The sequence below is a fragment of the Oceanibaculum nanhaiense genome, from assembly GCF_002148795.1.
Taxonomy (GTDB): Bacteria; Pseudomonadota; Alphaproteobacteria; order Oceanibaculales; family Oceanibaculaceae; genus Oceanibaculum; species Oceanibaculum nanhaiense.
Window position 1 is genome coordinate 1 of record NZ_MPOB01000002.1, and the last position, 25,578, is coordinate 25,578.

Consider the following 25,578-nt stretch of genomic DNA (forward strand, 5'->3'; position numbering starts at 1 on the left):
GATAGTTGTTGAGTTTGAAAAAAATATAGAAAACTTATTTGTGAATTTTTCAACAATATCTGGAATTGTGGGCGAATCTATGAAGTATACGCCACATAAAAATGAAAATATTGGATTTATTAGATTCGCTATCGGTGCAGATAATACAAAGATCGCTGGCCTAAATCCTGTGCCATTCACGATAGAGCGTCGTGTGGGTTCTCCTTTCGAACACAATCGCTTTTTTTGCGAGGCACCGCTACCGACTGATAAGCACGTGAAAGCGCTTGAGGCTATAGAGACTAGACTTTCCTCTGCTTAAGCCGAAAGAGGCTACACTCCGCCCCGCCTTGAAGAGTCCCCGGTCCGGCATTAGGTTGTGCGCTCCGATGAACCGCCTTTGGCCCGCGTGAGCGATGGAGCCTGCCCGATGAAGTATGTGAGCACGCGCGGAAGCGCCCCGACCCTCGATTTCGAAGGGGTGCTGCTGGCGGGCCTCGCCACCGATGGCGGCCTCTATGTGCCGCAGGAATGGCCGGTCTTCAGCGCCACCGAGCTGCGCGCGATGCGCGGGCTTTCCTATGTCGAGATCGCAGAGCGAATCATGCGCCCCTTCCTGGGCGGCGCCATTTCCGATGCCGATTTCGCGCGCATCGTGCGGGAGTCCTACGCCAGCTTCGACCACAAGGCGGTCACGCCGCTGAAGCAGCTGGACCAGAATTTCTGGCTGCTGGAACTGTTCCACGGGCCGACGCTGGCCTTCAAGGATGTGGCGCTGCAGCTGCTGGGGCGCTTGTTCGATCATGTGCTGACCAAGCGCGGCGAGCGCGTGACCATCGTCGGCGCCACCTCCGGCGATACCGGATCGGCCGCCATCGAGGCCTGCCGCGACCGGTCGTCCATCGATATCTTCATCCTGCACCCCAGGGGCCGCACCTCCGAGGTGCAGCGCCGGCAGATGACCACGGTGCTGTCCTCCAACGTGCACAATATCGCGCTGGAAGGCACCTTCGACGACTGCCAGGACCAGGTAAAGGCGATGTTCAATGACCCGGCCTTCCGGGCGCGGCAGAACCTGTCGGCGGTGAACTCGATCAACTGGGCGCGCATCATGGCGCAGATCGTCTATTATTTCGCCGCCGGGGTGGCGCTGGGCGCGCCGGACCGCCGCATCGCGTTTTCCGTGCCGACCGGCAATTTCGGCAATGTCTATGCCGCCTATGCCGCAAAGCAGATGGGCCTGCCAATCGAGAAGCTGATCGTCGGGTCGAACCGCAACGACATCCTGACCCGCTTCTTCCAGTCCGGCGAGATGAAGATCACCGGCGTCGAGCCCAGCCTCAGCCCGTCCATGGATATCCAGGTCTCCAGCAATTTCGAGCGTCTGCTGTTCGACATGCTGGACCGCGATGGCGCGCTGGTGGCCGAGACCATGAAGGGGTTCCGCGCCACCGGCAGCTTCACGGTGGGCGATAACCAGCTGGGCCGCGCCAGGGCATTGTTCGAAGCACACCGCATCGACGATACCCAGACCCAGGGAATCATCCGCGCCGTGCATGGCGAAACCGGGGAGATCCTCGATCCGCACACCGCTGTCGGTGTCGGCGCGGCCAGGGCATTAGAGCTCGATCCCGATATCGCGGTGATTGCGCTGGCCTGTGCGCATCCCGCCAAATTCCCCGATGCGGTGGAACAGGCGACCGGCATCCGCCCGGCCCTCCCGCCGCGCCTGGCCGATCTGTTCGAGCGCGAGGAGCGGGTGGCGGTGCTGCCCAACGAGCTTGCCGCCGTGCAGGCCTATGTTTCCGAGAAGACCGGCCAGAAGGAGGCCGTCTGACCCATGAAGAACAGCGACAGCGTGCGCATCACCACCCTGCCGAACGGGCTGCGCGTCGCCACCGACCATATGGCGCATGTCGAATCCGTCTCGCTTGGCGCCTGGGTTGGCGTGGGCACGCGCCATGAGGAAGCCGAGATCAACGGTATCTCGCACCTGCTGGAGCATATGGCCTTCAAGGGCACGGAACGGCGCAGCCCGCAGGCCATCGCCGAGGAGATCGAGGCGGTGGGCGGCGTGCTGAACGCCTATACCAGCCGCGAGAACACCGCCTATTACGCCAAGGTGCTGGCTGATGACGTGCCGCTGGCGGTCGATATCCTGTCCGACATATTGCAGCACTCCACCTTCGATGCGGAGGAACTGCGCCGCGAGCAGCAGGTGGTGGTGCAGGAAATCGGCCAGGCGAACGACACGCCGGACGACATCATCTTCGATTTCTTCCAGGAAACCGCCTATCCTGACCAGCCGATGGGCCGGCCGGTGCTGGGCACGGCGGACAGTGTTAACGCCATGCGCCGCGACACGCTGATGGATTATATCGGCCAGCAATACGGTCCGCAGAAAATGGTGTTCGCCGCCGCCGGCAAGGTCGATCACGACCGGGTGGTGGAGATGGTGGGCAATGCCTTCGCCGATCTGCAGCCGACCGAGGAGAAGACGGAAGCCGCCGCCGCCTATCGCGGCGGCGAGCGGCGGGAGGAGCGCGATCTGGAGCAGGTGCATCTGCTGCTGGGCTTCGACTCCATGTCCTATGACGACCCGGATTATTACGCGCTGTCGGTGTTCTCAACCCTGTTCGGCGGCGGCATGTCTTCGCGGCTGTTCCAGGAAATCCGGGAAAAGCGCGGGTTGGTCTATTCGATCTATTCCTTCCAGTCGGCCTTCCGCGATGGCGGGCTGTTCGGCATCTATGCCGGCACCGGCGACGAGCAGGTGGCCGAGCTGGTGCCGGTGCTGTGCGACAGCTTCCGCACCCTGGCCGGCAGCCTGACGGAAGCGGAACTGGCCCGCGCCCGCGCACAGCTGAAGGCCGGGCTGCTGATGGGTCGGGAATCGACCGGCAATCGCTGCGAGCAGCTGGCACAGCAGCTCATGGTCTATGGCCGCGCGGTTTCGCCGGAAGAGCTGGTGGAGAAGGTGGAGGCGGTCGATGCCGCCGCCGTGGAGCGGGTGGTTGCCCGGCTGCTGTCGGCGCGTCCGACGCTGGCCAGCATCGGCCCGGTCTCCCATGTCGAGACGCTGGACCGCATCGTCGAACGCCTGGCGGCGTAGGGGCAGATACAGAAACGGCGGCATCCGTTGTGGATGCCCCAGAGTCCAAACAGAAACGGCGGCATCCATCTCTGGATGCCCCAGAGTCCAAACAGAAACGGCGGCATCCATCTCTGGATGCCGCCGTGCCCGTCAGGGAAAACGGGAACTATCAGGGATCAGACCGGGTCAGGCAGCCTTCTTGCCTTCGATGGTCTTGCTGGCCGCCGCGCTGCCGGCGATCTCGATCTTGCGGGGCTTTGCCGCTTCGGGCACTTCGCGCACCAGATCGACATGCAGCAGGCCATTCTCCATGCGCGCGCCGGAGACCTTCACGGTCTCGGCCAACTCGAAGCGGCGCTCGAAGGCGCGGCGGGCAATGCCGCGATAGAGGAAACGGCCTTCCTCGGGGGTCTCTTCAGCCTGTTCGCTGCGGCCGCTGATGACCAGCGTGTTGTTCTGCAGCGTCACATCGAGATCGGACTCGGCGAAACCGGCGACCGCCATGGTGATGCGGTACTGGTCTTCCTCCAGCTTCTCGATGTTGTAGGGCGGATAGGTCGGCGCCTGCTGGACGCTGTTGCGCATGCTCTCATCAAGCAGCCGCATCATGCGGTCGAAGCCGACGGTCGAACGGAAAAGCGGGGAAAGGTCGAAACTACGCATTGTCATGTCCTCCTGAAGCAACATGCTGTGTGTGCGGCCCACCCTCTGGGTCGGGCCTTACCTTGCGTGGACCCCGTCAGTGGCGATCCACATCCCAGATATGGGAAGCCGAAAACCGGCGTCAAGAGGTCGAAAGAAACCCGACAGCGCGCGCGGGCACGCGCTGTCGTCCGGCAATTTCAATAGATAGGATGGTTAACGCGGTATCACGGGATATATGCAGCTATGGGCTTGGAATGATTTGATTTTGCCGCCATACTGTTTCACAGGCGGAATGATTTTTGGTGGCAATTTCAGGTGGCACAGGTCGCGAATATGGGCGCGATGCAACAGACCACGCTGCTTCTGGAGCGGACCTACAGCGAGCTTTTCGACCTGATCGTCGAGACGCGGGATTATCTGGAGGCCTGCCAGAGGACACGGTTGCGGCGCCAGCCGGCGCGCGCGGTTCCTAACGGCCGGTCATCGCGACCGGGCCTGGAGCGCGTGCGCATCATGGTCGAGCGGATCGACGAGGCGCAGCTCAGCTGCGAAACCATGCGCATGACCTCGCGCCTGACCCAGGCAATGGCCTGGATCATGGTGCAAAAAGCGGTGCATTACGGCGAACTGACGTCGGAAGAGGCGTGCGAGGAGCGCTATCGGCTGGGCGGCCGGGAGGTGTGCCTGGCGGAGCGGGATATGGCCCGGCTGGACATGCCGGCGCAGCTGCGCCATCTGATGGATCGCAGCCTCACCGTCTATCAGCGCATCGAACGGCTGGACCGGATGCTGGATACGAACTGATCCCCAACGAAAAAGGCGCCGGAAACCGGCGCCTCATCCGCAATTCTGGCCGCAATCGCGGTCGAACAGGCTCAGCCGATACCGAGATTGGCGAAGCGCTTGTTGAACTTCGCGACCTGACCGCCGCTGTCGAGCAGGCGATGCTGCCCGGTCCAGGCCGGATGCGACGTCGGATCGATCTCCAGACGCAGCGTGTCACCTTCCTTGCCCCAGGTGGAACGGGTCTTGTAGGAGGTGCCATCGGTCATCAGGACCGTGATCTCGTGATAGTCGGGATGAATTTCCTGCTTCATAGCCAAATCCGCCGGTCGGAGAATAGAGGGCAAAATATGCGAGCCGCCGTATATACAGAAGCAGGTGCGGTGAGGCAAGCCCCATACGCGCCACGGTTTCAGGTCACGATGTCCCGCCACAAGTTCCGGCGTGACGCCCGGTCGCGGCGGCACCGCTGGAAATGACCGGGAAATTGCTGTAGGGCAAGGGAAAATACGCTGTAGAGGGCGTTGCAGATGGCGATTCGCGAACGGGTCTATACGGAAAGCGGGGCAGCGGTACTGCCGGACGGTGGCAAGCGGCTGGGGCCGTTGCGCCATCTGCTGCGCTTCCTTCGGCCTTACAAGACGCAGATCGCCGGCGCGCTGGCGGCGCTGGTCATCGCCGCTTCCACGGTGCTGGGCCTCGGCCTGGGGCTGCGCTATCTGGTGGACGGGGCCTTTGGCGCCGGCAATCCGGCGCTGCTGGATCAGGCGGTCATCGTGCTGTTCGGCGTGGTGCTGGTGCTGGCAGTGGCCAGCTATGCGCGCTTCTATCTGGTGTCCTGGATCGGCGAGCGGGTGGTGGCCGATATCCGCAAGGCGGTATTCGACCATGTGCTGAGCCTGAGCCCCGGCTTCTTCGAGACGACGCGCACCGGCGAGGTGCTGTCGCGGCTGACCAGCGACACCACGCTGGTGCAGGTGGTGGTCGGTTCGTCGGCCTCCATCGCGCTGCGCAACACGCTGTTGTTCATGGGCGGCACGGTGATGCTGGTCATCACCAGCCCGGTGCTGACCGGCCTGGTTTTCCTGGTCGTGCCGCTGGTCGTCGCGCCGATCCTGATCTATGGCCGCAAGGTGCGCCGGCTGTCGCGCGACAGCCAGGACCGGCTGGCCGATGTCGGTGCCTATATCGAGGAAAGCCTGAACGCGATCCGCACTGTGCAGTCCTTCACCCATGAGGGCGAGGACCGGGCGCTGTTCGCCGCCCAGGTGGAGCGCGCCTTCGCCACCTCTGTCCGCCGGGTCGCGGCGCGCGCCATGCTGACCGCCACCGTCATCGTGCTGGTGTTCAGCGCCGTCGCCGCCATCCTGTGGCTGGGCGGGCGCAGCGTCATCGACGGCACGATCAGCGGCGGCGAGCTGTCGGCCTTCGTGTTCTACGCCGTGGTGGTGGCCGGCGCGGTCGGCGCGATCTCCGAGGTGATCGGCGATCTGCAGCGTGCGGCGGGTGCTACCGAGCGGCTGATGGAATTGCTGGCCGCCCCGTCGCCGGTGCCGGCGCCGTCCCTGCCGGTAGCGCTGCCGGAACCGCCGCTGGGCGGCATCGAATTCGACCGCGTGCGCTTCCATTATCCGGCGCGGCCCGACCGCGCGGCGCTTGAGGAGTTCTCGCTGACCGTGCAACCGGGCGAGAAGGTGGCGCTGGTCGGCCCGTCCGGTGCCGGCAAGACCACGGTGTTCCAGCTTCTGCTGCGCTTCTACGATCCGGAATCCGGTACCGTCCGGCTGGATGGCGTCGATGTGCGGCAGGCCGATCCCAGGGCGCTGCGCGCCCGCCTTGGCCTGGTGCCGCAGGAGCCGGTGATCTTCTCCGCCAATGCGTTCGAGAATATCCGCTACGGTCGCCCCGATGCCAGCGATGAAGAGGTGCGCGCCGCTGCCGAGGCGGCGGCGGCGGATGAGTTCCTGGACCGGTTGCCCGAGGGCTTCAACACTTTCCTCGGCGAAAAGGGCGTGCGGCTGTCCGGCGGCCAGCGCCAGCGCCTCGCCATTGCGCGCGCCATCCTGCGCGACCCCGCCGTGCTGCTGCTGGACGAGGCGACCAGCGCGCTGGATTCGGAGAGCGAGCGGCTGGTGCAGACGGCGCTGGACCGGCTGATGGCCGGGCGCACCACGCTGGTCATTGCGCACCGGCTGGCCACAGTGCTGAAGGCGGACCGCATCGTGGTGCTGGATCAGGGCCGTATCGCCGCCAGCGGCAGCCATGCCGAGCTGATGCGCCAAGGCGGACTCTATGCCCGGCTGGCGACGCTGCAGTTCGACCAGCATGTCGCGGATGCCGCCGTGGGCGGCTGACCCTGTTCTCCTGACTCTGGGCGGCCGACCCTGTCCTGTGTGAAGGGCTGCGTCCTTCTTGATGCAAATCAATGTCACGGGAAAGGGTGTATGATGTTCTCCACTGCATGACGCCCAACGCTCTGGAGCCATCCGGAAGGAAGGCCATCCTCAAGGAAGGAACGCGATCATGTCCATCAAGACTATTGTCGTCACCATCACCGAATCCGACGAGGCTGCGCGCGTCGTTGGTGCCGCCCTCGATCTCGCCGCCCGGCTGGATGCCCATCTGGTTGGCGTTGGCGTGAAACGCCCGATCGCCGTGCCGGTTTATTCGATGGGCGCGATCCCCGATACGGTTCTGGAGCAGCTGGACGGCGCCGAGGAAGAGCGGCTGGGCAAGCTGCGCGACGCCTTCACGCACCAGGTGAAGCTGGCCGACTGGACCTCCCGCAGCGACTGGCGGGTTTATGCCGCGCCGTTGGCGATGGCGGTTGCCGAGGCGGCGCGCTGCGCCGACCTGATCGTCATCGGCCAGCCGGTGGACGATAATGTGCCCGACGATGTGGCGATGCTGCCCGGCGATCTGGTGATGAACGCCTCCACGCCGATCCTGATGGTCCCCAACATCGGCGCGAAGCCGATTGCCGGTGGCGAGGCGCTGGTCGGCTGGAATGGTGGCCGCGAGGCCGCGCGCGCGCTGCATGACGCGCTGCCGATGCTGAAGCTGGCCGGCAAGGTGACGCTGGTCACCGTCGGCGGCGATGCCGTGGTCAGCGGCGAGGAAGCGGCGCAGTATCTCGCCCGCCACGATCTGAAGGTCACGCTGCAGCACGAGCCCTCGACCGAACTCGACCCCGGCGACGTGCTGCTGAACCTGGCGGCGGACCGCGATGCGCGGCTCATCGTCATCGGCGCCTACGGCCATTCGCGCCTGCGTGAATATGTGCTGGGCGGCAGCACCCGCACCATCCTTGACCACATGACCGTGCCGGTGGTGCTGTCGCGCTAGGGCGGAAATCCATGCAACCCTCTCCCGCGAAGGGGAGAGGGTTTCTGCCTGCCTGCATTTGTCCGCAACGGCTAATGCCTTGACATTGCGCTGCGGAAGGCGCATTTGTGCACTGCCGCATAAAGCGGACCTAGGCGCGCCGACCGCGTGAACGCTGCCTTCTCAAGGCAACCGGTACTGTCGCGCGCCACACAGGAATTCCCAGATCGCCCAGGCCACGCGGGGCGTCCCCGAAATGCCCGTGATGGTATGACGCAAGGCCGGCATGAGTCGGCCAGCCGCTGTTTGCGGGCCTGTAAGCGAAAGTTTCCCATTTTGACTAAATTTACCGATCTCGGCCTTGCCGCGCCGCTGCTTCAAGCTGTGACTGCGGAAGGCTACGATACCCCCACCCCGATTCAGGCCCAGGCGATCACGCCGGTCATGCAGGGCCGCGACCTGCTGGGCATCGCCCAGACGGGCACCGGCAAGACTGCCGCCTTCGCCCTGCCGATCCTGCATCGGCTGACCGCCGAGGGGAACCACATCAAGACGCCGCGCGGCTCCTGCCGCGTGCTGGTCCTCAGCCCGACGCGCGAACTGGCCAGCCAGATCGCCGAGAGCTTCCGGGTCTATGGCAAGTTCCTCAACCTCTCCGTCGCGACGGTGTTCGGCGGCGTGTCCGCCGGTCCGCAGATCAAGGCGCTGCAGCGCGGCGTCGATATCGTCGTCGCCACGCCGGGCCGCCTGATCGATCATCTGCAGAGCCGCAGCGTGCGTCTCGACCAGGTCGAGATCTTCGTGCTCGACGAGGCCGACCAGATGCTCGATATGGGCTTCATCCTGCCGATCCGCCGCATCGTGAAGACCCTGTCGCCGAAGCGCCAGAACCTGTTCTTCTCGGCCACCATGCCGCGCGAGATCGAAGGTCTGGCCGGCGAATTGCTGGTCGATCCGGTGAAGGTTGCCGTCACCCCCGTCGCCTCCACGGCGGAGCGGGTGTCGCAGCAGGTCATCTTCGTGCCGGCCGGGCTGAAGCGCGCGCTGCTGGCCGATCTGCTGACCGACGAGAAGATGGGCTTCGGCCGCACGCTGGTGTTCAGCCGGACCAAGCATGGCGCCGACAAGATCGTCCGCTCCCTGGAATCTGCCGGCGTCGTCTCCGCCGCGATCCATGGCAACAAGTCGCAGTCCCAGCGCGAGCGGGCGCTTGCCGCCTTCCGTGACGGCGCCTGCAAGGTGCTGATCGCCACCGATATCGCCGCGCGCGGCATCGATGTTGACGGCGTTACCCACGTCATCAATTTCGACCTGCCGAACATCGCGGAAAGCTATGTCCACCGGATCGGCCGCACCGCGCGCGCCGGTGCCGACGGCATGGCGATCTCGTTCTGTGACCGTGACGAGCGGTCCTTCCTGCGCGACATCGAACGGCTGACCCGCCAGAAGGTGCCGGAGCTGCAGCGTGCCCTTCCGGAAGGCGCAGTCGCGACGGCCGATGAGCCGCGCGAGCGCGGCCCGCGGCCGAATCACGGCCGTCCGAACCAGGGGCGCCCGAATCAGGGCCGCCCGAATCAGGGTCGTCCGAATCACGCGCACAAGCCGCAGCGTCCGCGCCAGGAAGAAGGCCGGGCTGCTGAGTCGCGTGGTAATGAGCCGCGCGGGGAACAGGCCGCCGACTCGATGGCCGGCATGTCCTTCATGAAGCGTGCGCCGCACGCCGACAATGGCAATCGCCCGGCCCGTGCCGAGCAGGGCGAGGGTGCCGGTAAGAGCGGCAACCGCCCGTGGCGCAGCCGCAAGGCCAGCTAACATCTCTCTCATCACCCCCGGTTTTGTGCCGGGGGTGATCGTTTGACTCTTGGTTTGACTCGGGCGCGCCGATCCCTATACTGCGCGCCTTCATTCCCGGGAAAGCGGAGTGGGCGTCAACGCGCGCGCATTCCCGTCCGGGGTCTTACAAGACCCGCAGGACCTACCGGGACATCACCATCCGTATAAACGGAGCAAGGTTTAGAGAATGTCGAAGCGTCAGGAATCCAAATATAAAATCGACCGCCGCCTCAGCGTAAACCTCTGGGGCCGGCCGAAGAGCCCGCTGAACAAGCGCGATTACCGCCCGGGCCAGCATGGCCAGCGCCGCCGCAAGCCGACCGATTACGGCGTGCAGCTGATGGCCAAGCAGAAGCTGAAGGGCTATTACGGCAATATCGGCGAGCGCCAGTTCCGCCGCCTCTATGAGGAGGCCGAGCGCCTGAAGGGCGACACCGGCGAGAACCTGATCGGCCTGCTGGAGCGCCGCCTGGACGCCGTGATCTACCGCATGAAGTTCGTGCCGACCGTGTTCGCGGCACGCCAGTTCGTGAACCATGGCCACATCAAGGTCAATGGCAAGCGCGTGAACATCCCGTCCTACATGGTCCGCGAGGGCGATGTGATCGAGGTGAAGGAAAAATCCCGTCAGCTGCCGCTGGTGCTGGAAGGCAGCCAGTCGGGCGAGCGCGATGTGCCGGACTATCTGGACGTCGATCATGGCGCCATGAAGGGCACCTTCGTGCGCACGCCGAAGCTGGCCGATGTGCCCTACCCGGTGTCGATGGAACCGAACCAGGTGGTCGAGTTCTACTCGCGCTAACCGGTACGGGACATCCCGATTACGACGCGGCCCGGCCTCACAGCCGGGCCGTTTTCGTTTGGGGAGCGGGGGAATTCATTGAGCGGCCTTATGCTTCGAGACGCGACCTAACGGTCGCTCCTCAGCATGAGGTCACCTAGTGTCACTGCCGGTGATCCCACTCTCCCCTCGTCCTGAGGAGCGCGCTTAAGCGCGCGTCTCGAAGGACATCGGGGAGGGAAACCCTTCTCCCGCAAGGGGAGAAGGGGGATAAGGCAACGTAAAAGGCCGCCCAAATGGGCGGCCTTTCCGGTATCCGATACAGGCGGAAGAGCGGCTATTCCACCGCGACCTTGAAGCCGCGGGTGCTGAGCATCTCGGTCAGCTCGCCGGTCTCGTACATCTCGCGCACGATGTCGCAGCCGCCGACGAACTCGCCCTTCACATAGAGCTGCGGGATGGTCGGCCAGTTGCTGAAATCCTTGATGCCGTCGCGCACCGACGGGTCTTCCAGCACATTGATGCCCTTGTAGTCGAGCCCGAGATGGTTCAGCACCTGCACGACGACGGCGGAGAAGCCGCACTGCGGGAAGGTCGGGGTGCCCTTCATGAACAGCACGACATCGTTGCTGTCGATCTCGCCTTGAATGCGGTCGCGAACCGTAGCGTCCATGGTTCCAATTCCTTTGCTTGCGCCGGCAAGGCCGGCGGCTGGTGCGTTGCGCCGGCTGTCCCGGCGGCTGGCTGTAGGTTCCCGGTTTTAAGCGTCTGGCACCGAGGTCTGCAACGCCAGCGCGTGCAGCTCGTTGCCCATACGGCCCTGCAGCGCCTGATAGACCATCTGGTGCTGCTGGACACGGCTCTTGCCGGCGAAGGATGATGAGACGACATGGGCGGCATAATGATCGCCGTCGCCCCGCAGATCCTCGATCGTCACCGCGGCATCGGGCAGCGCCTGTTTGATCATGCGCTCGATCTCGCCCAAATCCATCGGCATCTGCTCGTCTCCCTATCCGTCGCCGGTAAGCTTTTACGCGTTCCCTGCCGCCGCCTGATCCATGTAGGACGGGAACCAATCCTCATGGGCCCGGCGCAGCGCTCCCACCGATATGGCACCGGCACCCGCCACTGTCAATTCGGCCCCACCAGTTATCCCGATGCGTGCCGCCGGCACACCGGCCTTTTCCGCCGCCGCCAGCAGGCTTGCGGGATCGGATGTCGCGACGACATAGCAGGCCTGATCTTCGCCGAAGCACCAGGCGGCGAGCTCCTTGCCGGTGGCCTTTGGCTCAAGCGCGGCACCTACGCCGCCGGCCATCGCCATCTCGGCGACCGTGACCAGCAACCCGCCATCGGAGAGATCATGCACGGCGCTAAGTGTGCCGGCGCGAATCTGCGCGCGGACGAAATCGCCATTGCGGCGCTCGGCGGCCAGATCGACCGGCGGCGGCGCGCCCTCGCGGCGCTGCTCGATTTCCTGCAGATAGAGCGACGAGCCCAGCCAGCCGGCATGATCGCCGATCAGCACCATCGTTTCGCCGGGTTTGCGCAGCGCCAGCGTCGCCTGCTGCGCCACGTCCGGCAGCAGCCCGACGCCGCCAATCACCGGGGTCGGCAGGATGCCCTTGCCATTGGTCTCGTTGTACAGCGAGACATTGCCGGACACGACCGGGAAGTCGAGCGCGCGGCAGGCCTCGCCCATGCCTTTGATGCAGCCGACCAGCTGGCCCATGATTTCCGGGCGCTGCGGGTTGCCGAAATTCAGATTGTTGGTGACGGCGATGGGGTCGGCGCCCACGGCAGTCAGATTACGCCAGCTTTCCGCCACCGCCTGCGCGCCGCCCGTCTCCGGGTGGCTGTAGCAATAGCGCGGCGTGCAGTCGGTGGTGATGGCGATGCCCTTGCTGCCGCCCTCGATGCGCACAACGGCGGAATCGCCGCCCGGCCGCTGGATGGTGTTGCCCATCACCAGATGATCGTACTGTTCCCAGATCCAGCGCCGGCTGGCGAGGTGCGGCCCGCCGACCAGTTCCTTCAGCGCGTCCAGCACGCCGATCTCACGCTTAAGGTCCGCCGCCGCGATGGTGGCCGGCTTTTCGGTCGGCACCCACGGCCGGTCATATTCCGGCGCTTCGGCGACAAGCGGTGCCACCGGGATGTCGGCATAGGTCTCACCGTGCATCTTCAGCACCAGATTGCCGCTGTCGGTCAGCCGGCCGATGACGGCGAAATCCAGCTCCCACTTGTCGAAGATCGCCCGGGCCTTGGCTTCCGCCTCCGGCTTCAGGACGATCAGCATGCGCTCCTGGCTTTCCGACAGCATCACCTCATAGGGGGTCATGCCGGTCTCGCGCATCGGCACGCGGTCGATCTCCAGTTCGATGCCAAGCTCGCCCTTGGAGGCCATCTCGACGGAGGAGGAGGTGAGGCCGGCTGCGCCCATGTCCTGGATGGCGACGATGGCGTCCTCGGCCATCAGCTCCAGGCAGGCTTCGATCAGCAGCTTCTCGGTGAACGGGTCGCCGACCTGCACGGTCGGGCGCTTCTCCTCGCTGTCGTCGGTGAATTCGGCTGACGCCATGGTGGCGCCGTGGATGCCGTCGCGCCCGGTCTTGGCGCCGACATAGACCACCGGATTACCGACGCCCGCCGCCTTGGAATAGAAGATGCGGTCGGTGCGCGCGATGCCCACCGTCATGGCGTTGACCAGGATGTTGCCATTGTAGGACGGATCGAAATTGGTCTCGCCGCCGACCGTCGGCACGCCGACCGAATTGCCGTAGCCGCCGATGCCCGACACCACGCCGGACACCAGATGCCGGGTCTTCGGATGGCTGGGGTCGCCGAAGCGCAGCGCGTTCATGTTGGCGATGGGCCTGGCACCCATGGTGAACACGTCGCGCAATATGCCGCCGACACCGGTCGCAGCGCCCTGATAGGGTTCGATGAAGGAGGGGTGGTTGTGGCTCTCGATCTTGAAGATCGCCGCTTGCCCGTCGCCGATATCGACCACGCCGGCATTCTCGCCTGGCCCCTGGATGACGCGCGGCCCCTTGGTCGGCAGCGTCTTCAGCCAGATGCGCGAGGATTTGTAGGAGCAATGCTCGCTCCACATCACCGAGAAGATGCCAAGCTCGGTGATGCTCGGTTCGCGGCCCATGATCTTCAGGACGCGGTCATATTCCTCGGTCGTCAGCCCGTGTTCGGCGACGATCTCGGGGGTGATGGCGACGTTCCGCCGGCTGGCCTCGGTTGCGGTCATGCCAGATGGGTTCCCATGAAGCAGTGTGAAGAAATCAGGATAGCGCGCGCACGATGCCGTCGAACAGGCCGCGCCCGTCGGTGCCGCCCTGGATCGCCTCGACGGCGTCCTCGGGATGCGGCATCAGGCCCAGCACTGTCTTGGTCTCGTTGAAGATGCCGGCGATGTTGCGGGCCGATCCGTTCGGGTTGCCGGTGCTATCGACCGCGCCATCCGTCGCGCAATAGCGGAAGGCCACGCGGCCCTCGCCTTCCAGCCGGTCCAGCGTTGCCTCGTCGGCGAAGTAATTGCCGTCATGATGGGCGACCGGCACGTTCATCACCTGCCCCTCGGCGAGACCGCTGGTGAAGAGCGACTGGCTGGTCTCGACGCGCAGATCGACATTGCGGCAGACGAATTTCAGATCGGCATTGCGCATCAGCGCGCCGGGCAGCAATCCGGTTTCGGTCAGTACCTGAAAGCCGTTGCACACGCCCAGCACCGGCACGCCGCGCTTGGCCTTGGCGATCACGTCGCGCATCACCGGGGAGTGCGCGGCCATCGCGCCGCAACGCAGATAATCGCCATGGGCAAAGCCGCCGGGAATGACGATCAGATCGACCTCGGGCACCTCGCTTTCGCGGTGGAAGACGAGATAGGGGTCGACGCCGGAGGATTGCCGGAGCGCCGCGCGCATATCCTGCTCGCGGTTGGTGCCGGGGAAGAGAATGATGGCGGATTTCATGGCGCTGTCGCCCCTTGCGGCCTGGAGTGCGAATTGGGGGTGCGAAATCGGGGCGACACTATGCCCGCAAGCGCCGAAAGGCAAGCGGAAGCGGGGGCGGGGAGATGCCATTCTCTCCTTCGTCACCGTCGGGCTTGACCCGAGGGTCCAGACAAGCGGCACCGTTCGCTGGATGGTCGGATCAAGTCCGACCATGACGAAGGAAATGGAATGCCCTGCTCACGCTACAAATCCCGGTCCCAATAGGGCTTGCCGCCAAAGCGCTTGGCGAGGAAATCGGTGAAGGCCCGCACCTTGGTCGAGACGTGCCGCGCATGCGGATAGACCGCGTGGATCGCCCCTTCCGACAGTTTGTAGTCGCGCAGGATCGGCACCAGCTGCCCGCCGCGCACCGCGTCTCCGGCCAGGAAGCTGGGCAGCACGATGATGCCGAGGCCGGCGATGGCGGCCTCCATCAGCACGTCGCCATTATTCGCCCGCAAGGGCCCGGCCACGCGCACCCGGATGATGCCTTCCGGTCCGGAGAAGCGCCATTCGTCGCCGGTCGTCTGATAGGCGTAGCACAGGCAGTCATGGCGCTGCAGGTCGAGCGGCGTCTGCGGCATGCCGCGCCTTGCCAGATAGTCGGGCGAGGCGACGGTCAGCATGTGGGCATCGGCCAGCCGGCGCTGGATCAGCGTCGAATCCGGCAGCGAGCCGATGCGGATCGCCATGTCGTACCCTTCCTTCACCAGATCGACGAAGCGGTCGGTCAGCGTCATATCGATGGTGACGTCCGGGTTGACATAAAGGAAGTCCGGCAGGGCCGGCGCCAGATGCTGCCGGCCGAAGCTGACCGGCGCGTTCAGCCGCAGCGTGCCGCGCGGCGCGTCCTGCAGGCTGGTTGCCGCCTGCTCCGCCGCTTCCGCTGCGGCCACCACCTCCTGTGCGCGCACGAAGAACAGCTCGCCCGCCTCGGTCAGGCTGATGCGCCGCGTGGTGCGGTTCAGCAGGCGCACGCCGAGCTGGTCCTCCAGCTTCGCAACCTGCTTGGAAATCGCGGATTTGGACAGGGTCAGCTTCTCCGCCGCCGCGGAGAAACCGCCTTCCTCCACCACCCGGGCGAAGACCAGCATCGCGTTCAGATCCTGCATGTCGGCACCGTTGTTTCCGTCCGGAAACAGTATTGTGCCATAGGCTGGATTTAAGAGACAGTCATTCGGCGCTATCTCTTGCCCATCAGATCGGTCCGGTCGCGAGCCGGGGTCACAACAGATGCGAAGGAGCAGGCACATGGCGAAAATTCTGGTTCTCTATTATTCCTCCTACGGCCATATCGAGACGATGGCGAAGGCCGTCGCCGAGGGCGCCAAGGGCGCCGGCGCGGAGGTTACGATCAAGCGCGTGCCGGAGCTGGTGCCTGAGGATGTGGCGAAGAAGTCCGGCATGAAGCTGGACCAGGATGCCCCGGTCGCCAAGCCGGACGAGCTGGCCGATTATGACGCCATCATCTTCGGCGCGCCGACGCGCTTCGGCACCGTCGCCTCGCAGATGCGCAATTTCATCGACCAGACCGGAGGTCTGTGGATGAAGGGCGCGCTGGTTGGCAAGGTGGGCAGCGTGTTCACCTCGACCGGCACCGGCAGCGGCAATGAGTCCACCATTCTGGGCTTCATCCCGACGCTGATGCATCAGGGCATGATCGTGGTCGGTGCGCCCTACTCGATTGAGGAGCTGACGGATATCAGCGAATTCCGCGGCGGCTCGGCCTATGGCGCCGGCACCGTGGCCGGGCCGGATGGCAGCCGCCAGCCGAGCGAGATCGAGCTGACCATCGCCCGCAAGCAGGGCGCGCATGTCGCGGGGATCGCCGCGAAGCTGGTGAAGTAATTTTTTGACGGCCTGTCCGGCTCAGGAATGCCGGGGCAGGCGAGGCAAGGAGTGCGTATCATGATTGAGGTTCGTCCGTTTTCCACCCTGGGCGGTGCCGACCATGGCTGGCTGAAGGCCAAGCATCATTTCAGCTTCGCCAATTATAACGACATGTCCCGCATGAGCTGGGGCGCGCTGCGTGTCTGGAACGATGACACGATCTCGCCCTTCACCGGGTTCGACCCGCATGGCCATCGCGATATGGAAATCGTCACCTATGTTCGCAAAGGGGCGATTACCCATACCGACCGGCTGGGCAATGTCGGCCGCACCGAGGCGGGCGACGTGCAGGTGATGAGTGCCGGCAAGGGCATCGTCCACTCCGAGTACAATCAAGAGCCGGACGACACCCAGATCTTCCAGATATGGATCCTGCCGAACAAGCGCCATGCCGAGCCTTACTGGGAGGCCCGCAACTTCCCGAAGGACCGCAATGGCAAGCTGACCGTGCTGGCCTCTGGCCGGCCGGACGACACCGGCGCGCTGCCGATCAACCAGGACGCGGCCGTGCTGGGCGGCAGCTTCAAGGCCGGCGACCGCACGAGCTACACTCTCGGCAAGGGGCGCTACCTCTATCTCGTCTCGACCGACGGGAAGATCGAGGTGAACGGCACCCGCGCCGAGTCCCGCGATGGCGTGGCCATCCGCGATCTGGACAGCGTCGAGATCACGGCGCTGGAGGATACCCAGATCGTGCTGGTCGATGCGCCGGACCTGGATGCTGTGGCGGCGTAAGCGGCCAGGAAAATGACCCTCTCCCCTCGTGGGAGAGGGTTTTTTTTACGTCAGCGCGCCGCGCGCGGTGACCTCCCACAGCGCTTCGACGCGGCCGTTGCGGATACCGACGATCCAGTCATAGAGGTTGACCGTCGGGTCGCAATGGCCGGGGATCAGCCGCAGCTTGTCGCCCAGCTTCGGGCTGTTTCCGGGATTGGACAGGGTCAGCACGCCATGCTCGTCCGAGGCGCGCACCAGTTCCGCCCCGTCCATCTCATGGACTGTCGGCAGGCCGGAATCGACGCTGAAGGCCTTCAGCCCGGCATCCAGATAGGCGCGCTCCGCCGCCGGGTGACTCATCACCGTGGTGTGGATGAACAGCGCGTGCCGGAAAGTATCCACGACCTGCCCGCCTTCCTTCAGATTGCGGGCATAGTCCGCGTCCATGAAGATATAGGAGCCGGCCTGAAGCTCGTTATAGACGCCTGACGCCGCCTCCATCTCGAAGGTGCCGGTGCCGGCGCCGCCGACGATCAGGCAGTCGAGGCCCGCCGCGGTCAGCCCGTCCAGTGTCTCGCGCACCATCGCTACCGCCTTGTCGATGGCGGCGCGGCGCTCGCCGATGTCGCGGATGTGCTGGGCGCGGCCCTGATAGGCCTGCAGCCCGGCGAATTCCAGATTCTCCTTGGCCGCGATGTGCCGGGCCAGCGCCACCGCCGGCGCGCCGGGTGCGACGCCGCAACGGTTGGCCCCGACATCGATCTCCACCAGCACCGGCAGGCGCACCCCGGCACGGGCCGCCGCCGCGTCCAGATCATCGACATTGCCGGCATCGTCGGCGCAGACCCCGACCCAGGCGCGGCGGCGCAGCGCCGCCAGCCGGTCGAGCTTGGCCTTGCCCACCACCTCGTTGCTGACCAGCACATTGTCGATGCCGGCGGCGATCATCGCCTCGGCTTCAGAGACCTTCTGGCAGCAGATGCCGATGGCGCCCAGCGCCATCTGGCGCTTGGCGATCTCGGCGCATTTATGGGTCTTGGCGTGCGGGCGCAGCCGCACCCCGGCGGCCTGCGCGGCGGTGGCCAGCAATTGCAGGTTGGTCTCGAAGGCGTCGAGGTCGAGGATCAGCGCCGGGGTATCCACCTCGGACAACGGGTCGCCAAGGGCGGCAGGGGCAGGTATCGGCATGGCGTGGTCTCGCGCGGTGGGAGGCGGGCAGCATTGCACCGGGAACGAGCCTACCGTGTGGCCGCACGGCGTGACAAGCGGCGGTGGGACGGATAAAGAGGGCGGGGGATAATCGCCATGAAAGCGGGGTAATCAAGGTGGACAAGGCTTCCACGCCGCCAGCGCGTACAGAGGGGCCTACAGGGAGCCCGACAGGAGGCCCGATCGGCTGGCTGTTCGGCAATGCCTATCTGCTGCTGGTGCTGACCACCTTATCCTGGGGCGGCAACGCGGTGGCCGGGCGGCTGGCGGTCGGCGAGGTGTCGCCGATGGCGCTGACCGCGCTGCGCTGGACAGGCGTCGTGCTGCTGATCGCGCTGTTCGCCCGCCACCGGCTGATCGCGGAATGGCCGGTGCTGCGCCGGCATCTTCGCTATCTGTTCGCGCTCGGCGCGCTGGGCTTCACCGGCTTCAACGCACTGTTCTATATCGCCGCCCATTCCACCGTGGCGATCAATATCGGCATCATCCAGGGCTCGATTCCGGTCTTCGTGCTGCTGGGTGCCTATGCGGCCTACCGCACGCCGGTCACCGGCCTGCAATTCGCCGGCGTGGCGATGACGATCTTCGGCGTCGCAATCATTGCCGTGCAGGGCGATATCGCGCGGCTGGCCGATCTCGCCTTCAATAATGGCGATCTGCTGATGGTCATGGCCTGCCTGCTCTATGCCGGCTACACCGTGGCCTTGCGGAAACGCCCGGCGGTATCGGGGCTTGCCATGTTCTCGGTGATGGCCGTAGCCGCGCTGGTGACCTCGCTGCCGCTGGTCGGTATCGAGGCGGCGCTGGGCCGGTTCCAGTGGCCGAGCCTGACCGGCTGGGCGGTGCTGAGTTTCATCATCCTGTTCCCCTCCTTCCTGGCGCAGATCTTCTTCCTGCGCAGCGTGGAGCTGGTGGGGCCGGGCCGGGCCGGCGTCTTCGTCAATCTGGTGCCGATCTTCTCAGCATTGCTGGCGGTGCTGATCCTGGGCGAGCGCTTCCAGCTCTACCACGCGCTGGCGCTGGTCTTCGTGCTGGGTGGTATTGCACTGGCGGAGCGCCTCCGCCGGGCGTGAGTTCCCCTTGCGATAGAAGCATGGCTGAATGTCAATCTCGTTTGCAACTTGACCGGCGTCCGGCGGGGCGTTACCCCGGATGCCAGCCATCTCGGAATAATCGCGAAAGAAACCATCATGAACGGCGCTGAAAGTCTGGTGCGGACCCTGAAGGCGGGCGGAGTCGATGTCTGCTTCACCAATCCCGGCACCTCGGAAATGCACTTCGTTGCCGCCCTCGACCGGGTCGATGGCGTGCGTTGCGTGCTGTGCCTGTTCGAGGGCGTGGCGACCGGTGCGGCGGACGGCTATGCCCGCATGGCCGACAAGCCTGCCTCGACGCTGCTGCATCTCGGGCCGGGGCTGGGCAACGGCATCGCCAATCTGCACAACGCCAAGAAGGCGCGCAGCCCGATGGTCAACATCGTCGGCGAGCATGCCACCTATCACGTGCAGTATGACGCCCCGCTGACCGCCGATATCGAAGGCACGGCAAAGCCTTATTCGCACTGGGTGAAGACCTCCGCCAGCGCCGCCACCATCGCCAGCGATGCCGCCGACGCGATTGCCGCCGCGCGCACCGCGCCGGGCCAGATCGCCACGCTGATCGCGCCGGCCGACGCCACCTGGGAAGAGGGTGCCGGCATCGCGCCGGTGCCGGCGATCCCGGAGCGCGCCAAGGCCGACGAGGCCGCCATCCTGGCCGCCGCCAAGGCGCTGAAATCCGGCGAGAAGGTGATGATCCTGCTGGGCGACAAGGCGGTCCGCGCCGAGGCGCTGGAACTGGCCGCCCGCATCGCCGAGAAGACCGGCGCCGGCCTGCTGGCCGAGACCAGCAATGCCCGTATGGAGCGCGGTCAGGGCCGCGTCGCCATCGAGCGGCTGCCCTATCCGGTGGATCAGGCGGTCGCCGTGCTGGCCGAGGTGAAGCATCTGATCCTGATCGGCTCGCGCAATCCGGTCGCCTTCTTCGCCTATCCCGACAAGCCCAGCCTCATCGCGCCGGAAGGCTGCAACGTCATCATGATGGCGACCCCCGCCGAGGATCAGCCGGAGGCGCTGGCGCGCCTGGCCGATGCGGTGGGTGCTACGCAGAAGCTGGTGATCGCGGCGCGCGAGCGGCCTTCCATCCCGACCGGGGCGCTGACGCCGGAGACCATCGGCGCCGTGGTTGGCGCGCTGCTGCCGGAAAACGCCATCGTCTGCGACGAGGGTGTTACCACCGGCCGGCGCTTCTTCCCCTCGACCCATGCGTCGGGTCCGATGGACTGGCTGCAGCTCTCGGGCGGCGCGATCGGCGTCGGTATCCCGATGGCAACGGGGGCGGCGGTCGCCTGCCCGGATCGCAAGGTGGTCTCGCTGCAGGCCGATGGCAGCGCCATGTACACGGTGCAGGGTCTGTGGACGCAGGCGCGCGAAAAGCTGGACGTGCTGACGCTGATCTTCTCCAACCGCAGCTACAACATCCTGCGCGGCGAGCTGGCCAATGTCGGCGCCAACAATCCGGGGCCGAAGGCGCTGAACATGCTGAGCCTCGCAGACCCCGACATCGGCTGGGTCAATCTGGCGCGCGGCCTCGGCGTCGATGCGACGCGGGTCGAGACCGCCGAACGGCTGGCCGAGGTGATGAAATCAGCCCTGCGCGCCAAGGGGCCGCATCTGATCGAAGTCGTGATGTAAAAAGAGCAATCGGGGCTGGCGCCGGAAAACAAGAGCGCCGCCCCTTCAGGGGCCGGGAGGAACCGCCCGATGAGCGACCGCGACGGCGCCCTCCGCATGCAGGAGGGCGATCCGCCCTATGCCTGGTTTCGTCTGGCGATCTCGCTGCTGGTGACCACCATCGGCGGCGTCGGCCTGTGGTCGGTCGTCGTGGCCCTGCCGGCGGTGGAGGCGGAATTCCAGGTCGCCCGCGCCGATGCGGCCTTGCCCTATACGCTGCTGATGGTGGGATTCGCTGTCGGCGGCATTCTGATGGGCCGGCTGGCTGACCGGTTCGGCGTGCTGCCGCCGCTGGTCGGCGGCACCTGCATGCTGGCGCTGGGCTACATCCTGGCCGGGCAGGCGCAGAGCCTGTGGCAGTTCGCGCTGGCGCATGGCGTGCTGATCGGGCTGCTCGGCAGCTCCGCCACCTTCGGGCCGATGATCGCCGACATCTCGCGCTGGTTCACGAAGCATCGCGGCATCGCCGTGGCGATCTGCGCCTGCGGCAGCTACATGGCCGGCACGGTGTGGCCGCCCATCGCGCAGCATTTCATCGACAGTGTCGGCTGGCGCATGACCCATGTCGGCATCGGCCTGTTCTGTCTCGTCACCATCCTGCCGCTGACGCTGCTGCTGCGCCGCCGCGCGTCGGCGCCTGTGATCCTGGCGGCAGCGGGCAGCCCATCAAAGCCGGCCGCGCCCAACCTCTCACCGCGCCTGCTGCAGGGGCTGCTGGTGGCGGCCGGCGTGTTGTGCTGCGTCGCCATGGCCATGCCACAGGTCCATATCGTGGCACTGTGCGCCGATCTGGGATTCGGCTCGGCGCGCGGCGCGCAGATGCTCTCGCTCATGCTGGCGACCGGCATCATCAGCCGGCTGTTCTTCGGCTGGCTGGCCGACCGTATCGGCCCACTCTGGACCTTGCTGACCAGCAGCGGGTTGCAGGCACTGTCGCTGCTGCTGTTCCTGCCGTTCGACGGGCTGGCGCCGCTGTTCATCGTCTCCGCCCTGTTCGGGCTGGCGCAGGGCGGCATCGTGCCGACCTATGCGATGATCGTGCGGGAATATTTTCCGGCATCCGAGGCCGGCGCGCGGATCGGGCTGGTGCTGTCGGCGACGCTGGTCGGCATGGCGATCGGCGGCTGGATGTCGGGGGCGATCTACGATCTGACGTTGTCTTACGAGGCGGCCTTCCTGAACGGCTTTGCCTGGAACCTCGCGAACATCGCCATTGCGCTGTTCCTGCTCTTGCGGCTCGGTGACGGCCGGCGCGCGATGGCGCCGGCCTGACCGCTTTTAACGAGTCACCAGCACCGAACAGGCCGCGTGGCGGACGACGCGGGCGGCGGTGGAGCCGAGGAAATAATCCTGCAATCCCGGCCGGTGCGAGGCGACGATGATGAGGTCGGCGCCGATCTTTTCGGCATGGTCCAGAATTTCGCGGGCCGGATTGCCGTCGCAGACATGGATGGCGGCGGCAACGCCGCTGTCCTTCACCAGCTTCGCCATATCTTCCTTTGCCGCCTTGGTGTTCTTCTCGATCAGACCGGTCGGCAGTTCGGCGCGGACATAGCCCGGCAGGTCTTCCAGTACGTTGATCGCGGTAATCTTTGCGCCGGCATCGGCCAGACTGGCGGCCACGGAAAGCATCGCCGCGCCTTTTTCCGCCTGCGTCAGGTCGATGGGAACCAGAATATTCTTGTACATTTTGTCGCTCCTCTCCTTTTGGGTGCCGCTTATGCTTGATAGTAGATATTTCGCGGCCGGGAACATTGACCCATATCAAGCCTGCGCCTGTAGGATGGCACTGGCAAGGCGACGCACCATCGACTAGCCTTTTCGAAATCAACCTGTTGGGCTGTCAGTTGAACGCCGCATGACCGAGATCTCCTCCGCCATCGCCGATATCCCCTTCAAGGGCCGCGCGCCGATCGACGCATTGCTGGCGACGGTGGTCGGCCAGTTGCGCCAGGGCGGGGTGCGGGTCGCCGGCTTCCTGCAGGAGGATGATTCCGGCATCGACGGAACGGATGCTTGCGGCAGCATGCGGCTGCGCGATCTGGATAATGGAGCCGTCCATGGCATCTCCCAGGATCTGGGGCGATTCTCGACCGGATGCCGGCTCGATTCAGCGGCGCTGACCGAGGCTGCGGGCCTGCTGGAAGCCGCCATCGATGCAGGGGCGGAACTGGTGGTCGTCAATCGTTTCGGCAAGGCGGAGGCCGACGGGTCCGGCCTGCGCCCGGTGATCGCGCGGGCGATGGCCGCCGGCATTCCGGTTCTGGTGCCGGTGCGCGAGGATTACGCCCCGGCCTGGGCCGACTTCCATGGTGGCATGGCAGACAGCCTGCCAGCCGAGGCCGAGGCGGTGCTTGACTGGTGTCACCGCGCCCTCAGGCGGCATTCTCTTCCTTTTCCAGATAGCGCCGCAGCGCCTCGCTGACCACGGCGTTGAGGTTCAGGCCCTTGCGGGTGGCAAGGATCATTGCCCGACGGTGCAATTCCTGCCCTGGCCGGACATTGAAGCTGCCCTTCAGCGGAATATCCGGATCGCGCCGTTCGGCGGTGCAGAAGGCAAGATAATCGTCCACTGCCTCGTGGAAGGCCGCCTTCAGGCTTTTTGCGTCCGCCGCCTCGAAGGTCACGAGGTCGCGGATGAATTCCAGCTTGCCGTGAAAGACCTCGTCTTCCTCGCTGAATTCGACCGATCCGAAATAATTCCTGTATTCCAGAAGCTTGCTCATATCAGCCCTGCCTCGCCGAGGGTTCGGACAATCTCATCGATCACATACATCTTCACGATACTGCCGGGATGGGGCTTGTGCAGCAGCAAGGCCGGGGCCGCTTTATGCACGAAGCGGCGTCGCGATCCGCCGGTCTTGCCTGCTGCCGCTTCGGTATAGCCCAGACCTTCCAGCAATCTGACAAGCTCTGCCCAGGTAAAGTCGCGGGGTCGGCTTTTCAGTCGCGCGGCCAACTTGTCCCAGCGTGTCATGCGCTCTCGGAGCCTGTCTTTAACCTTCACGGATATAGGCGAGTCGAGGATATTTTGCAACTATATTCAGTTGCTATTAAGACTGTTGCGACCCTAAAGCGCGTTCAGGGGCAGCTTCAGGTAGCGAACACCATTCTCCTCCGGCGGCGGCAGATCGCCGGCGCGCATGTTCACCTGCACCGAGGGCAGGATCAGGCGCGGCATCGACAGGGTGGCGTCGCGCGCGGTACGCATGGCGGCGAAATCATCCTCGCTCACGCCATCATGCACATGGATGTTGTGCGCACGTTCCTCGGCCACGCTGGTTTCCCAGCGATAGTCGTCACGGCCCGGCGCCTTGTAGTCATGGCACAGGAACAGCCTTGTTTCCGGCGGCAGCGCGAAGATCTTACGGATCGACCGATAGAGCTGGCGCGCGTCACCGCCGGGAAAGTCGCAACGCGCGGTGCCGTAATCCGGCATGAACAGTGTGTCGCCGACAAAGCCGGCATCGCCGATGATGTAGGTCATGCAGGCCGGCGTGTGGCCCGGCGTGTGGATGGCCCTGGCCTCGATGCTGCCCAGCCGGAAGGTCTCGCCATCCTGGAACAGATGCTGGAACTGGCTGCCGTCGCGGGCGAAGCCGGGCTCCGCGTTGAACAGATCGCCGAAGGTCTGCTGCACCTGGGCGATGGCTGCGCCGACCGCCAGCCTGCCGCCCAGCTTTTCCAGCAGGTAAGGCGCGGCCGACAGGTGATCGGCGTGGATATGGGTCTCCAGAACCCATTCGATCGACAGGCCCTTCGCCTTTACATGCGCGATCAGCCGGTCGGCGGAATCGGTGCGTGTGCGCCCCGAGGCCGGATCGAAATCCAGCACCGAATCGATAATGGCCGCCTTGCCGGTCGCCGGATCGGAGACGATGTGGCTGACCGTGTTGGTCGCCTCGTCGAAGAAGCTGTCAACGGTGGGGCGCATGGCGTCCTCCAATTCTCTGTTCCCGGTCAGGATAGCGGTTTCAGGCGAGGCTGGCACGGTTCCAGGGCATGCGTTTCAACAGCCGGGCCATGCCGCAGAAACCGGTCAGGCCGGCGAAGACGAGGCCCGCCCCGACGAAACCGCTGAGCAGGATGAACCAGGGCGAGACGGTGGCCGCCAGCACGGCGCCGGCCAGCGCCAGGGAGCCGGCGGCGATCTGCACTTGGCGCATCAGGTCGAGCGGCGCGCGCGGGTTGAAATGCACCGGTAGGCCGGCCTTCTTCCAGCCGTCGAGGCCGCCTTCCAGCGCATAGGATTCAGGGAAGCCCTTCGCCAGCAGCCGTGCCGCGGCGATAGCGGTACGGTTGCCGCTGCGGCAGGTGAAGCAGACGGCCCGGCCATGTTCGACCGTCAGATCCTCGGTATCGATGGCGTTCAGCGGGATCAGGCGTGCGCCGATGATATGCTCGCGGGCATATTCATCCGGCTCGCGGATGTCGATCAGCAGCATGCCGCCGCTGGCAAGGCGCTGCTGGAGGGCGTCGGGGGCGATGGGGGTGAGCATGGCGAATCCTATATCTGTGACTATTTGAAGATATGGTGTTTCTTTG

27 protein-coding genes are annotated in these 25,578 nt (G+C 65.3%); 14 read left to right on the forward strand and 13 right to left on the reverse strand.

Going from position 1 to position 25,578, the window contains the following annotated elements; all coding sequences use genetic code 11:
• From BKM74_RS18665 to BKM74_RS03105, 3 genes are all read left to right on the forward strand, one after another.
• Window positions 1–301, forward strand: a 301-nt coding sequence (locus tag BKM74_RS18665) for a hypothetical protein (RefSeq protein ID WP_176342372.1), incomplete at its 5' end; no start/stop codon positions are given.
• Between the two features lie 108 nt (window positions 302–409).
• Complete coding sequence (gene thrC, locus BKM74_RS03100; protein WP_086464265.1) at window positions 410–1,816, forward strand: threonine synthase; 1,407 nt, start codon at window positions 410–412, stop codon at window positions 1,814–1,816.
• A gap of 3 nt (window positions 1,817–1,819) precedes the next feature.
• Entirely contained in the window at window positions 1,820–3,091 is a 1,272-nt protein-coding gene (locus tag BKM74_RS03105) for a M16 family metallopeptidase (RefSeq protein ID WP_086464266.1), read from the forward strand.
• 168 nt (window positions 3,092–3,259) lie between these two features.
• On the opposite strand, the gene BKM74_RS03110 is transcribed toward BKM74_RS03105, so the two are convergent.
• Window positions 3,260–3,736, reverse strand: a complete 477-nt coding sequence (locus tag BKM74_RS03110; protein WP_086464267.1) for an Hsp20 family protein — start codon at window positions 3,734–3,736, stop codon at window positions 3,260–3,262.
• A gap of 297 nt (window positions 3,737–4,033) precedes the next feature.
• On the opposite strand from BKM74_RS03110, the gene BKM74_RS03115 reads away from it, so the two are divergent.
• Window positions 4,034–4,522: a DUF1465 family protein gene (locus BKM74_RS03115; RefSeq protein ID WP_245825776.1), complete on the forward strand. Its 489-nt coding sequence runs from the start codon at window positions 4,034–4,036 to the stop codon at window positions 4,520–4,522.
• A gap of 71 nt (window positions 4,523–4,593) precedes the next feature.
• Here the strand turns inward: BKM74_RS03115 and rpmE are convergent, their stop codons facing one another.
• Entirely contained in the window at window positions 4,594–4,815 is a 222-nt protein-coding gene (rpmE, locus tag BKM74_RS03120) for a 50S ribosomal protein L31 (protein ID WP_086464268.1), read from the reverse strand.
• Between the two features lie 216 nt (window positions 4,816–5,031).
• On the opposite strand from rpmE, the gene BKM74_RS03125 reads away from it, so the two are divergent.
• From BKM74_RS03125 to rpsD, 4 genes are all read left to right on the forward strand, one after another.
• Window positions 5,032–6,855: an ABC transporter transmembrane domain-containing protein gene (locus tag BKM74_RS03125; RefSeq protein ID WP_176342373.1), complete on the forward strand. Its 1,824-nt coding sequence runs from the start codon at window positions 5,032–5,034 to the stop codon at window positions 6,853–6,855.
• Between the two features lie 169 nt (window positions 6,856–7,024).
• Window positions 7,025–7,846 (forward strand): universal stress protein, encoded by an 822-nt coding sequence (locus tag BKM74_RS03130; protein ID WP_086464269.1) that lies wholly within the window; start codon window positions 7,025–7,027, stop codon window positions 7,844–7,846.
• Between the two features lie 315 nt (window positions 7,847–8,161).
• Window positions 8,162–9,637 (forward strand): DEAD/DEAH box helicase, encoded by a 1,476-nt coding sequence (locus BKM74_RS03135; RefSeq protein WP_086464270.1) that lies wholly within the window; start codon window positions 8,162–8,164, stop codon window positions 9,635–9,637.
• 208 nt (window positions 9,638–9,845) lie between these two features.
• Complete coding sequence (gene rpsD, locus BKM74_RS03140; protein WP_086464271.1) at window positions 9,846–10,460, forward strand: 30S ribosomal protein S4; 615 nt, start codon at window positions 9,846–9,848, stop codon at window positions 10,458–10,460.
• A gap of 316 nt (window positions 10,461–10,776) precedes the next feature.
• Here the strand turns inward: rpsD and grxD are convergent, their stop codons facing one another.
• From grxD to BKM74_RS03165, 5 genes are all read right to left on the reverse strand, one after another.
• Window positions 10,777–11,112: a Grx4 family monothiol glutaredoxin gene (grxD, locus tag BKM74_RS03145; RefSeq protein WP_086464272.1), complete on the reverse strand. Its 336-nt coding sequence runs from the start codon at window positions 11,110–11,112 to the stop codon at window positions 10,777–10,779.
• A gap of 87 nt (window positions 11,113–11,199) precedes the next feature.
• Window positions 11,200–11,436 carry a BolA family protein gene (locus tag BKM74_RS03150; protein ID WP_086464273.1) on the reverse strand — a complete coding sequence of 79 codons (237 nt, stop codon included), beginning with the start codon at window positions 11,434–11,436 and terminating at the stop codon, window positions 11,200–11,202.
• A gap of 33 nt (window positions 11,437–11,469) precedes the next feature.
• Window positions 11,470–13,701 carry a phosphoribosylformylglycinamidine synthase subunit PurL gene (gene purL, locus BKM74_RS03155; protein ID WP_086464274.1) on the reverse strand — a complete coding sequence of 744 codons (2,232 nt, stop codon included), beginning with the start codon at window positions 13,699–13,701 and terminating at the stop codon, window positions 11,470–11,472.
• A 34-nt stretch (window positions 13,702–13,735) separates the two neighbouring features.
• Entirely contained in the window at window positions 13,736–14,425 is a 690-nt protein-coding gene (purQ, locus tag BKM74_RS03160) for a phosphoribosylformylglycinamidine synthase subunit PurQ (RefSeq protein ID WP_086464275.1), read from the reverse strand.
• 224 nt (window positions 14,426–14,649) lie between these two features.
• Window positions 14,650–15,558: a LysR family transcriptional regulator gene (locus BKM74_RS03165; RefSeq protein WP_086464276.1), complete on the reverse strand. Its 909-nt coding sequence runs from the start codon at window positions 15,556–15,558 to the stop codon at window positions 14,650–14,652.
• 139 nt (window positions 15,559–15,697) lie between these two features.
• On the opposite strand from BKM74_RS03165, the gene wrbA reads away from it, so the two are divergent.
• Both wrbA and BKM74_RS03175 read left to right on the forward strand, forming a co-directional pair.
• On the forward strand, window positions 15,698–16,294 hold the full coding sequence (wrbA, locus tag BKM74_RS03170) for an NAD(P)H:quinone oxidoreductase (protein WP_086464277.1): 597 nt from the start codon (window positions 15,698–15,700) through the stop codon (window positions 16,292–16,294).
• 60 nt (window positions 16,295–16,354) lie between these two features.
• A complete protein-coding gene (locus BKM74_RS03175; RefSeq protein WP_086464278.1) occupies window positions 16,355–17,071 on the forward strand; it encodes a pirin family protein in 717 nt (238 codons plus the stop codon).
• Window positions 17,072–17,116: 45 nt separating this feature from the next.
• Here the strand turns inward: BKM74_RS03175 and BKM74_RS03180 are convergent, their stop codons facing one another.
• Window positions 17,117–18,241 (reverse strand): DSD1 family PLP-dependent enzyme, encoded by a 1,125-nt coding sequence (locus BKM74_RS03180; protein ID WP_086464279.1) that lies wholly within the window; start codon window positions 18,239–18,241, stop codon window positions 17,117–17,119.
• A 137-nt stretch (window positions 18,242–18,378) separates the two neighbouring features.
• Here BKM74_RS03180 and BKM74_RS03185 point away from each other — a divergent pair, with 137 nt between their 5' ends.
• The 3 genes from BKM74_RS03185 (at window position 18,379) to BKM74_RS03195 (ending at window position 22,305) form a co-directional block, all read left to right on the forward strand.
• Window positions 18,379–19,335 (forward strand): DMT family transporter, encoded by a 957-nt coding sequence (locus BKM74_RS03185; RefSeq protein ID WP_176342374.1) that lies wholly within the window; start codon window positions 18,379–18,381, stop codon window positions 19,333–19,335.
• A gap of 117 nt (window positions 19,336–19,452) precedes the next feature.
• Window positions 19,453–20,994: an acetolactate synthase large subunit gene (locus BKM74_RS03190; RefSeq protein ID WP_086464280.1), complete on the forward strand. Its 1,542-nt coding sequence runs from the start codon at window positions 19,453–19,455 to the stop codon at window positions 20,992–20,994.
• A gap of 69 nt (window positions 20,995–21,063) precedes the next feature.
• Window positions 21,064–22,305 (forward strand): MFS transporter, encoded by a 1,242-nt coding sequence (locus BKM74_RS03195; protein ID WP_086464281.1) that lies wholly within the window; start codon window positions 21,064–21,066, stop codon window positions 22,303–22,305.
• Window positions 22,306–22,311: 6 nt separating this feature from the next.
• Here the strand turns inward: BKM74_RS03195 and BKM74_RS03200 are convergent, their stop codons facing one another.
• Window positions 22,312–22,722: a universal stress protein gene (locus BKM74_RS03200; protein ID WP_086464282.1), complete on the reverse strand. Its 411-nt coding sequence runs from the start codon at window positions 22,720–22,722 to the stop codon at window positions 22,312–22,314.
• Between the two features lie 169 nt (window positions 22,723–22,891).
• Between BKM74_RS03200 and BKM74_RS03205 the strand changes: the two genes are divergently transcribed.
• Window positions 22,892–23,458, forward strand: a complete 567-nt coding sequence (locus tag BKM74_RS03205; protein WP_086464283.1) for a DUF2478 domain-containing protein — start codon at window positions 22,892–22,894, stop codon at window positions 23,456–23,458.
• On the opposite strand, the gene BKM74_RS03210 is transcribed toward BKM74_RS03205, so the two are convergent.
• The 4 genes from BKM74_RS03210 to BKM74_RS03225 form a co-directional block, all read right to left on the reverse strand.
• A complete protein-coding gene (locus tag BKM74_RS03210) occupies window positions 23,409–23,759 on the reverse strand; it encodes a type II toxin-antitoxin system HicB family antitoxin (protein WP_086464284.1) in 351 nt (116 codons plus the stop codon). The two genes, BKM74_RS03205 and BKM74_RS03210, sit on opposite strands and share 50 nt — an antisense overlap.
• Window positions 23,756–24,010, reverse strand: a complete 255-nt coding sequence (locus BKM74_RS03215) for a type II toxin-antitoxin system HicA family toxin (protein ID WP_086464285.1) — start codon at window positions 24,008–24,010, stop codon at window positions 23,756–23,758. Before BKM74_RS03215 ends, BKM74_RS03210 begins: the two co-directional genes overlap by 4 nt.
• Before the next feature lie 93 nt (window positions 24,011–24,103).
• Window positions 24,104–24,967, reverse strand: a complete 864-nt coding sequence (locus BKM74_RS03220; RefSeq protein ID WP_086464286.1) for an MBL fold metallo-hydrolase — start codon at window positions 24,965–24,967, stop codon at window positions 24,104–24,106.
• A gap of 40 nt (window positions 24,968–25,007) precedes the next feature.
• A complete protein-coding gene (locus BKM74_RS03225; RefSeq protein WP_086464287.1) occupies window positions 25,008–25,532 on the reverse strand; it encodes a rhodanese family protein in 525 nt (174 codons plus the stop codon).
• Between the last annotated feature and the right edge of the window lie 46 nt (window positions 25,533–25,578).

Bases quoted from the DNA above. Each gene is read 5' to 3' on its own strand.
- rpmE (WP_086464268.1), bottom strand. From the start codon at position 4,815: ATGAAGCAGGAAATTCATCCCGACTATCACGAGATCACGGTCCTGATG.
- BKM74_RS03205 (WP_086464283.1), top strand. From the start codon at position 22,892: ATGACCGAGATCTCCTCCGCCATCGCCGATATCCCCTTCAAGGGCCGC.
- grxD (WP_086464272.1), bottom strand. From the start codon at position 11,112: ATGGACGCTACGGTTCGCGACCGCATTCAAGGCGAGATCGACAGCAAC.
- BKM74_RS03190 (WP_086464280.1), top strand. From the start codon at position 19,453: ATGAACGGCGCTGAAAGTCTGGTGCGGACCCTGAAGGCGGGCGGAGTC.
- BKM74_RS03175 (WP_086464278.1), top strand. From the start codon at position 16,355: ATGATTGAGGTTCGTCCGTTTTCCACCCTGGGCGGTGCCGACCATGGC.
- BKM74_RS03130 (WP_086464269.1), top strand. From the start codon at position 7,025: ATGTCCATCAAGACTATTGTCGTCACCATCACCGAATCCGACGAGGCT.
- BKM74_RS03180 (WP_086464279.1), bottom strand. From the start codon at position 18,241: ATGCCGATACCTGCCCCTGCCGCCCTTGGCGACCCGTTGTCCGAGGTG.
- BKM74_RS03110 (WP_086464267.1), bottom strand. From the start codon at position 3,736: ATGCGTAGTTTCGACCTTTCCCCGCTTTTCCGTTCGACCGTCGGCTTC.
- BKM74_RS03165 (WP_086464276.1), bottom strand. From the start codon at position 15,558: ATGCAGGATCTGAACGCGATGCTGGTCTTCGCCCGGGTGGTGGAGGAA.
- BKM74_RS03125 (WP_176342373.1), top strand. From the start codon at position 5,032: ATGGCGATTCGCGAACGGGTCTATACGGAAAGCGGGGCAGCGGTACTG.
- BKM74_RS03210 (WP_086464284.1), bottom strand. From the start codon at position 23,759: ATGAGCAAGCTTCTGGAATACAGGAATTATTTCGGATCGGTCGAATTC.
- purL (WP_086464274.1), bottom strand. From the start codon at position 13,701: ATGACCGCAACCGAGGCCAGCCGGCGGAACGTCGCCATCACCCCCGAG.
- BKM74_RS03200 (WP_086464282.1), bottom strand. From the start codon at position 22,722: ATGTACAAGAATATTCTGGTTCCCATCGACCTGACGCAGGCGGAAAAA.
- BKM74_RS03150 (WP_086464273.1), bottom strand. From the start codon at position 11,436: ATGCCGATGGATTTGGGCGAGATCGAGCGCATGATCAAACAGGCGCTG.
- BKM74_RS03215 (WP_086464285.1), bottom strand. From the start codon at position 24,010: ATGACACGCTGGGACAAGTTGGCCGCGCGACTGAAAAGCCGACCCCGC.
- wrbA (WP_086464277.1), top strand. From the start codon at position 15,698: ATGGCGAAAATTCTGGTTCTCTATTATTCCTCCTACGGCCATATCGAG.
- BKM74_RS03195 (WP_086464281.1), top strand. From the start codon at position 21,064: ATGAGCGACCGCGACGGCGCCCTCCGCATGCAGGAGGGCGATCCGCCC.
- thrC (WP_086464265.1), top strand. From the start codon at position 410: ATGAAGTATGTGAGCACGCGCGGAAGCGCCCCGACCCTCGATTTCGAA.
- rpsD (WP_086464271.1), top strand. From the start codon at position 9,846: ATGTCGAAGCGTCAGGAATCCAAATATAAAATCGACCGCCGCCTCAGC.
- BKM74_RS03105 (WP_086464266.1), top strand. From the start codon at position 1,820: ATGAAGAACAGCGACAGCGTGCGCATCACCACCCTGCCGAACGGGCTG.
- BKM74_RS03225 (WP_086464287.1), bottom strand. From the start codon at position 25,532: ATGCTCACCCCCATCGCCCCCGACGCCCTCCAGCAGCGCCTTGCCAGC.
- BKM74_RS03220 (WP_086464286.1), bottom strand. From the start codon at position 24,967: ATGCGCCCCACCGTTGACAGCTTCTTCGACGAGGCGACCAACACGGTC.
- purQ (WP_086464275.1), bottom strand. From the start codon at position 14,425: ATGAAATCCGCCATCATTCTCTTCCCCGGCACCAACCGCGAGCAGGAT.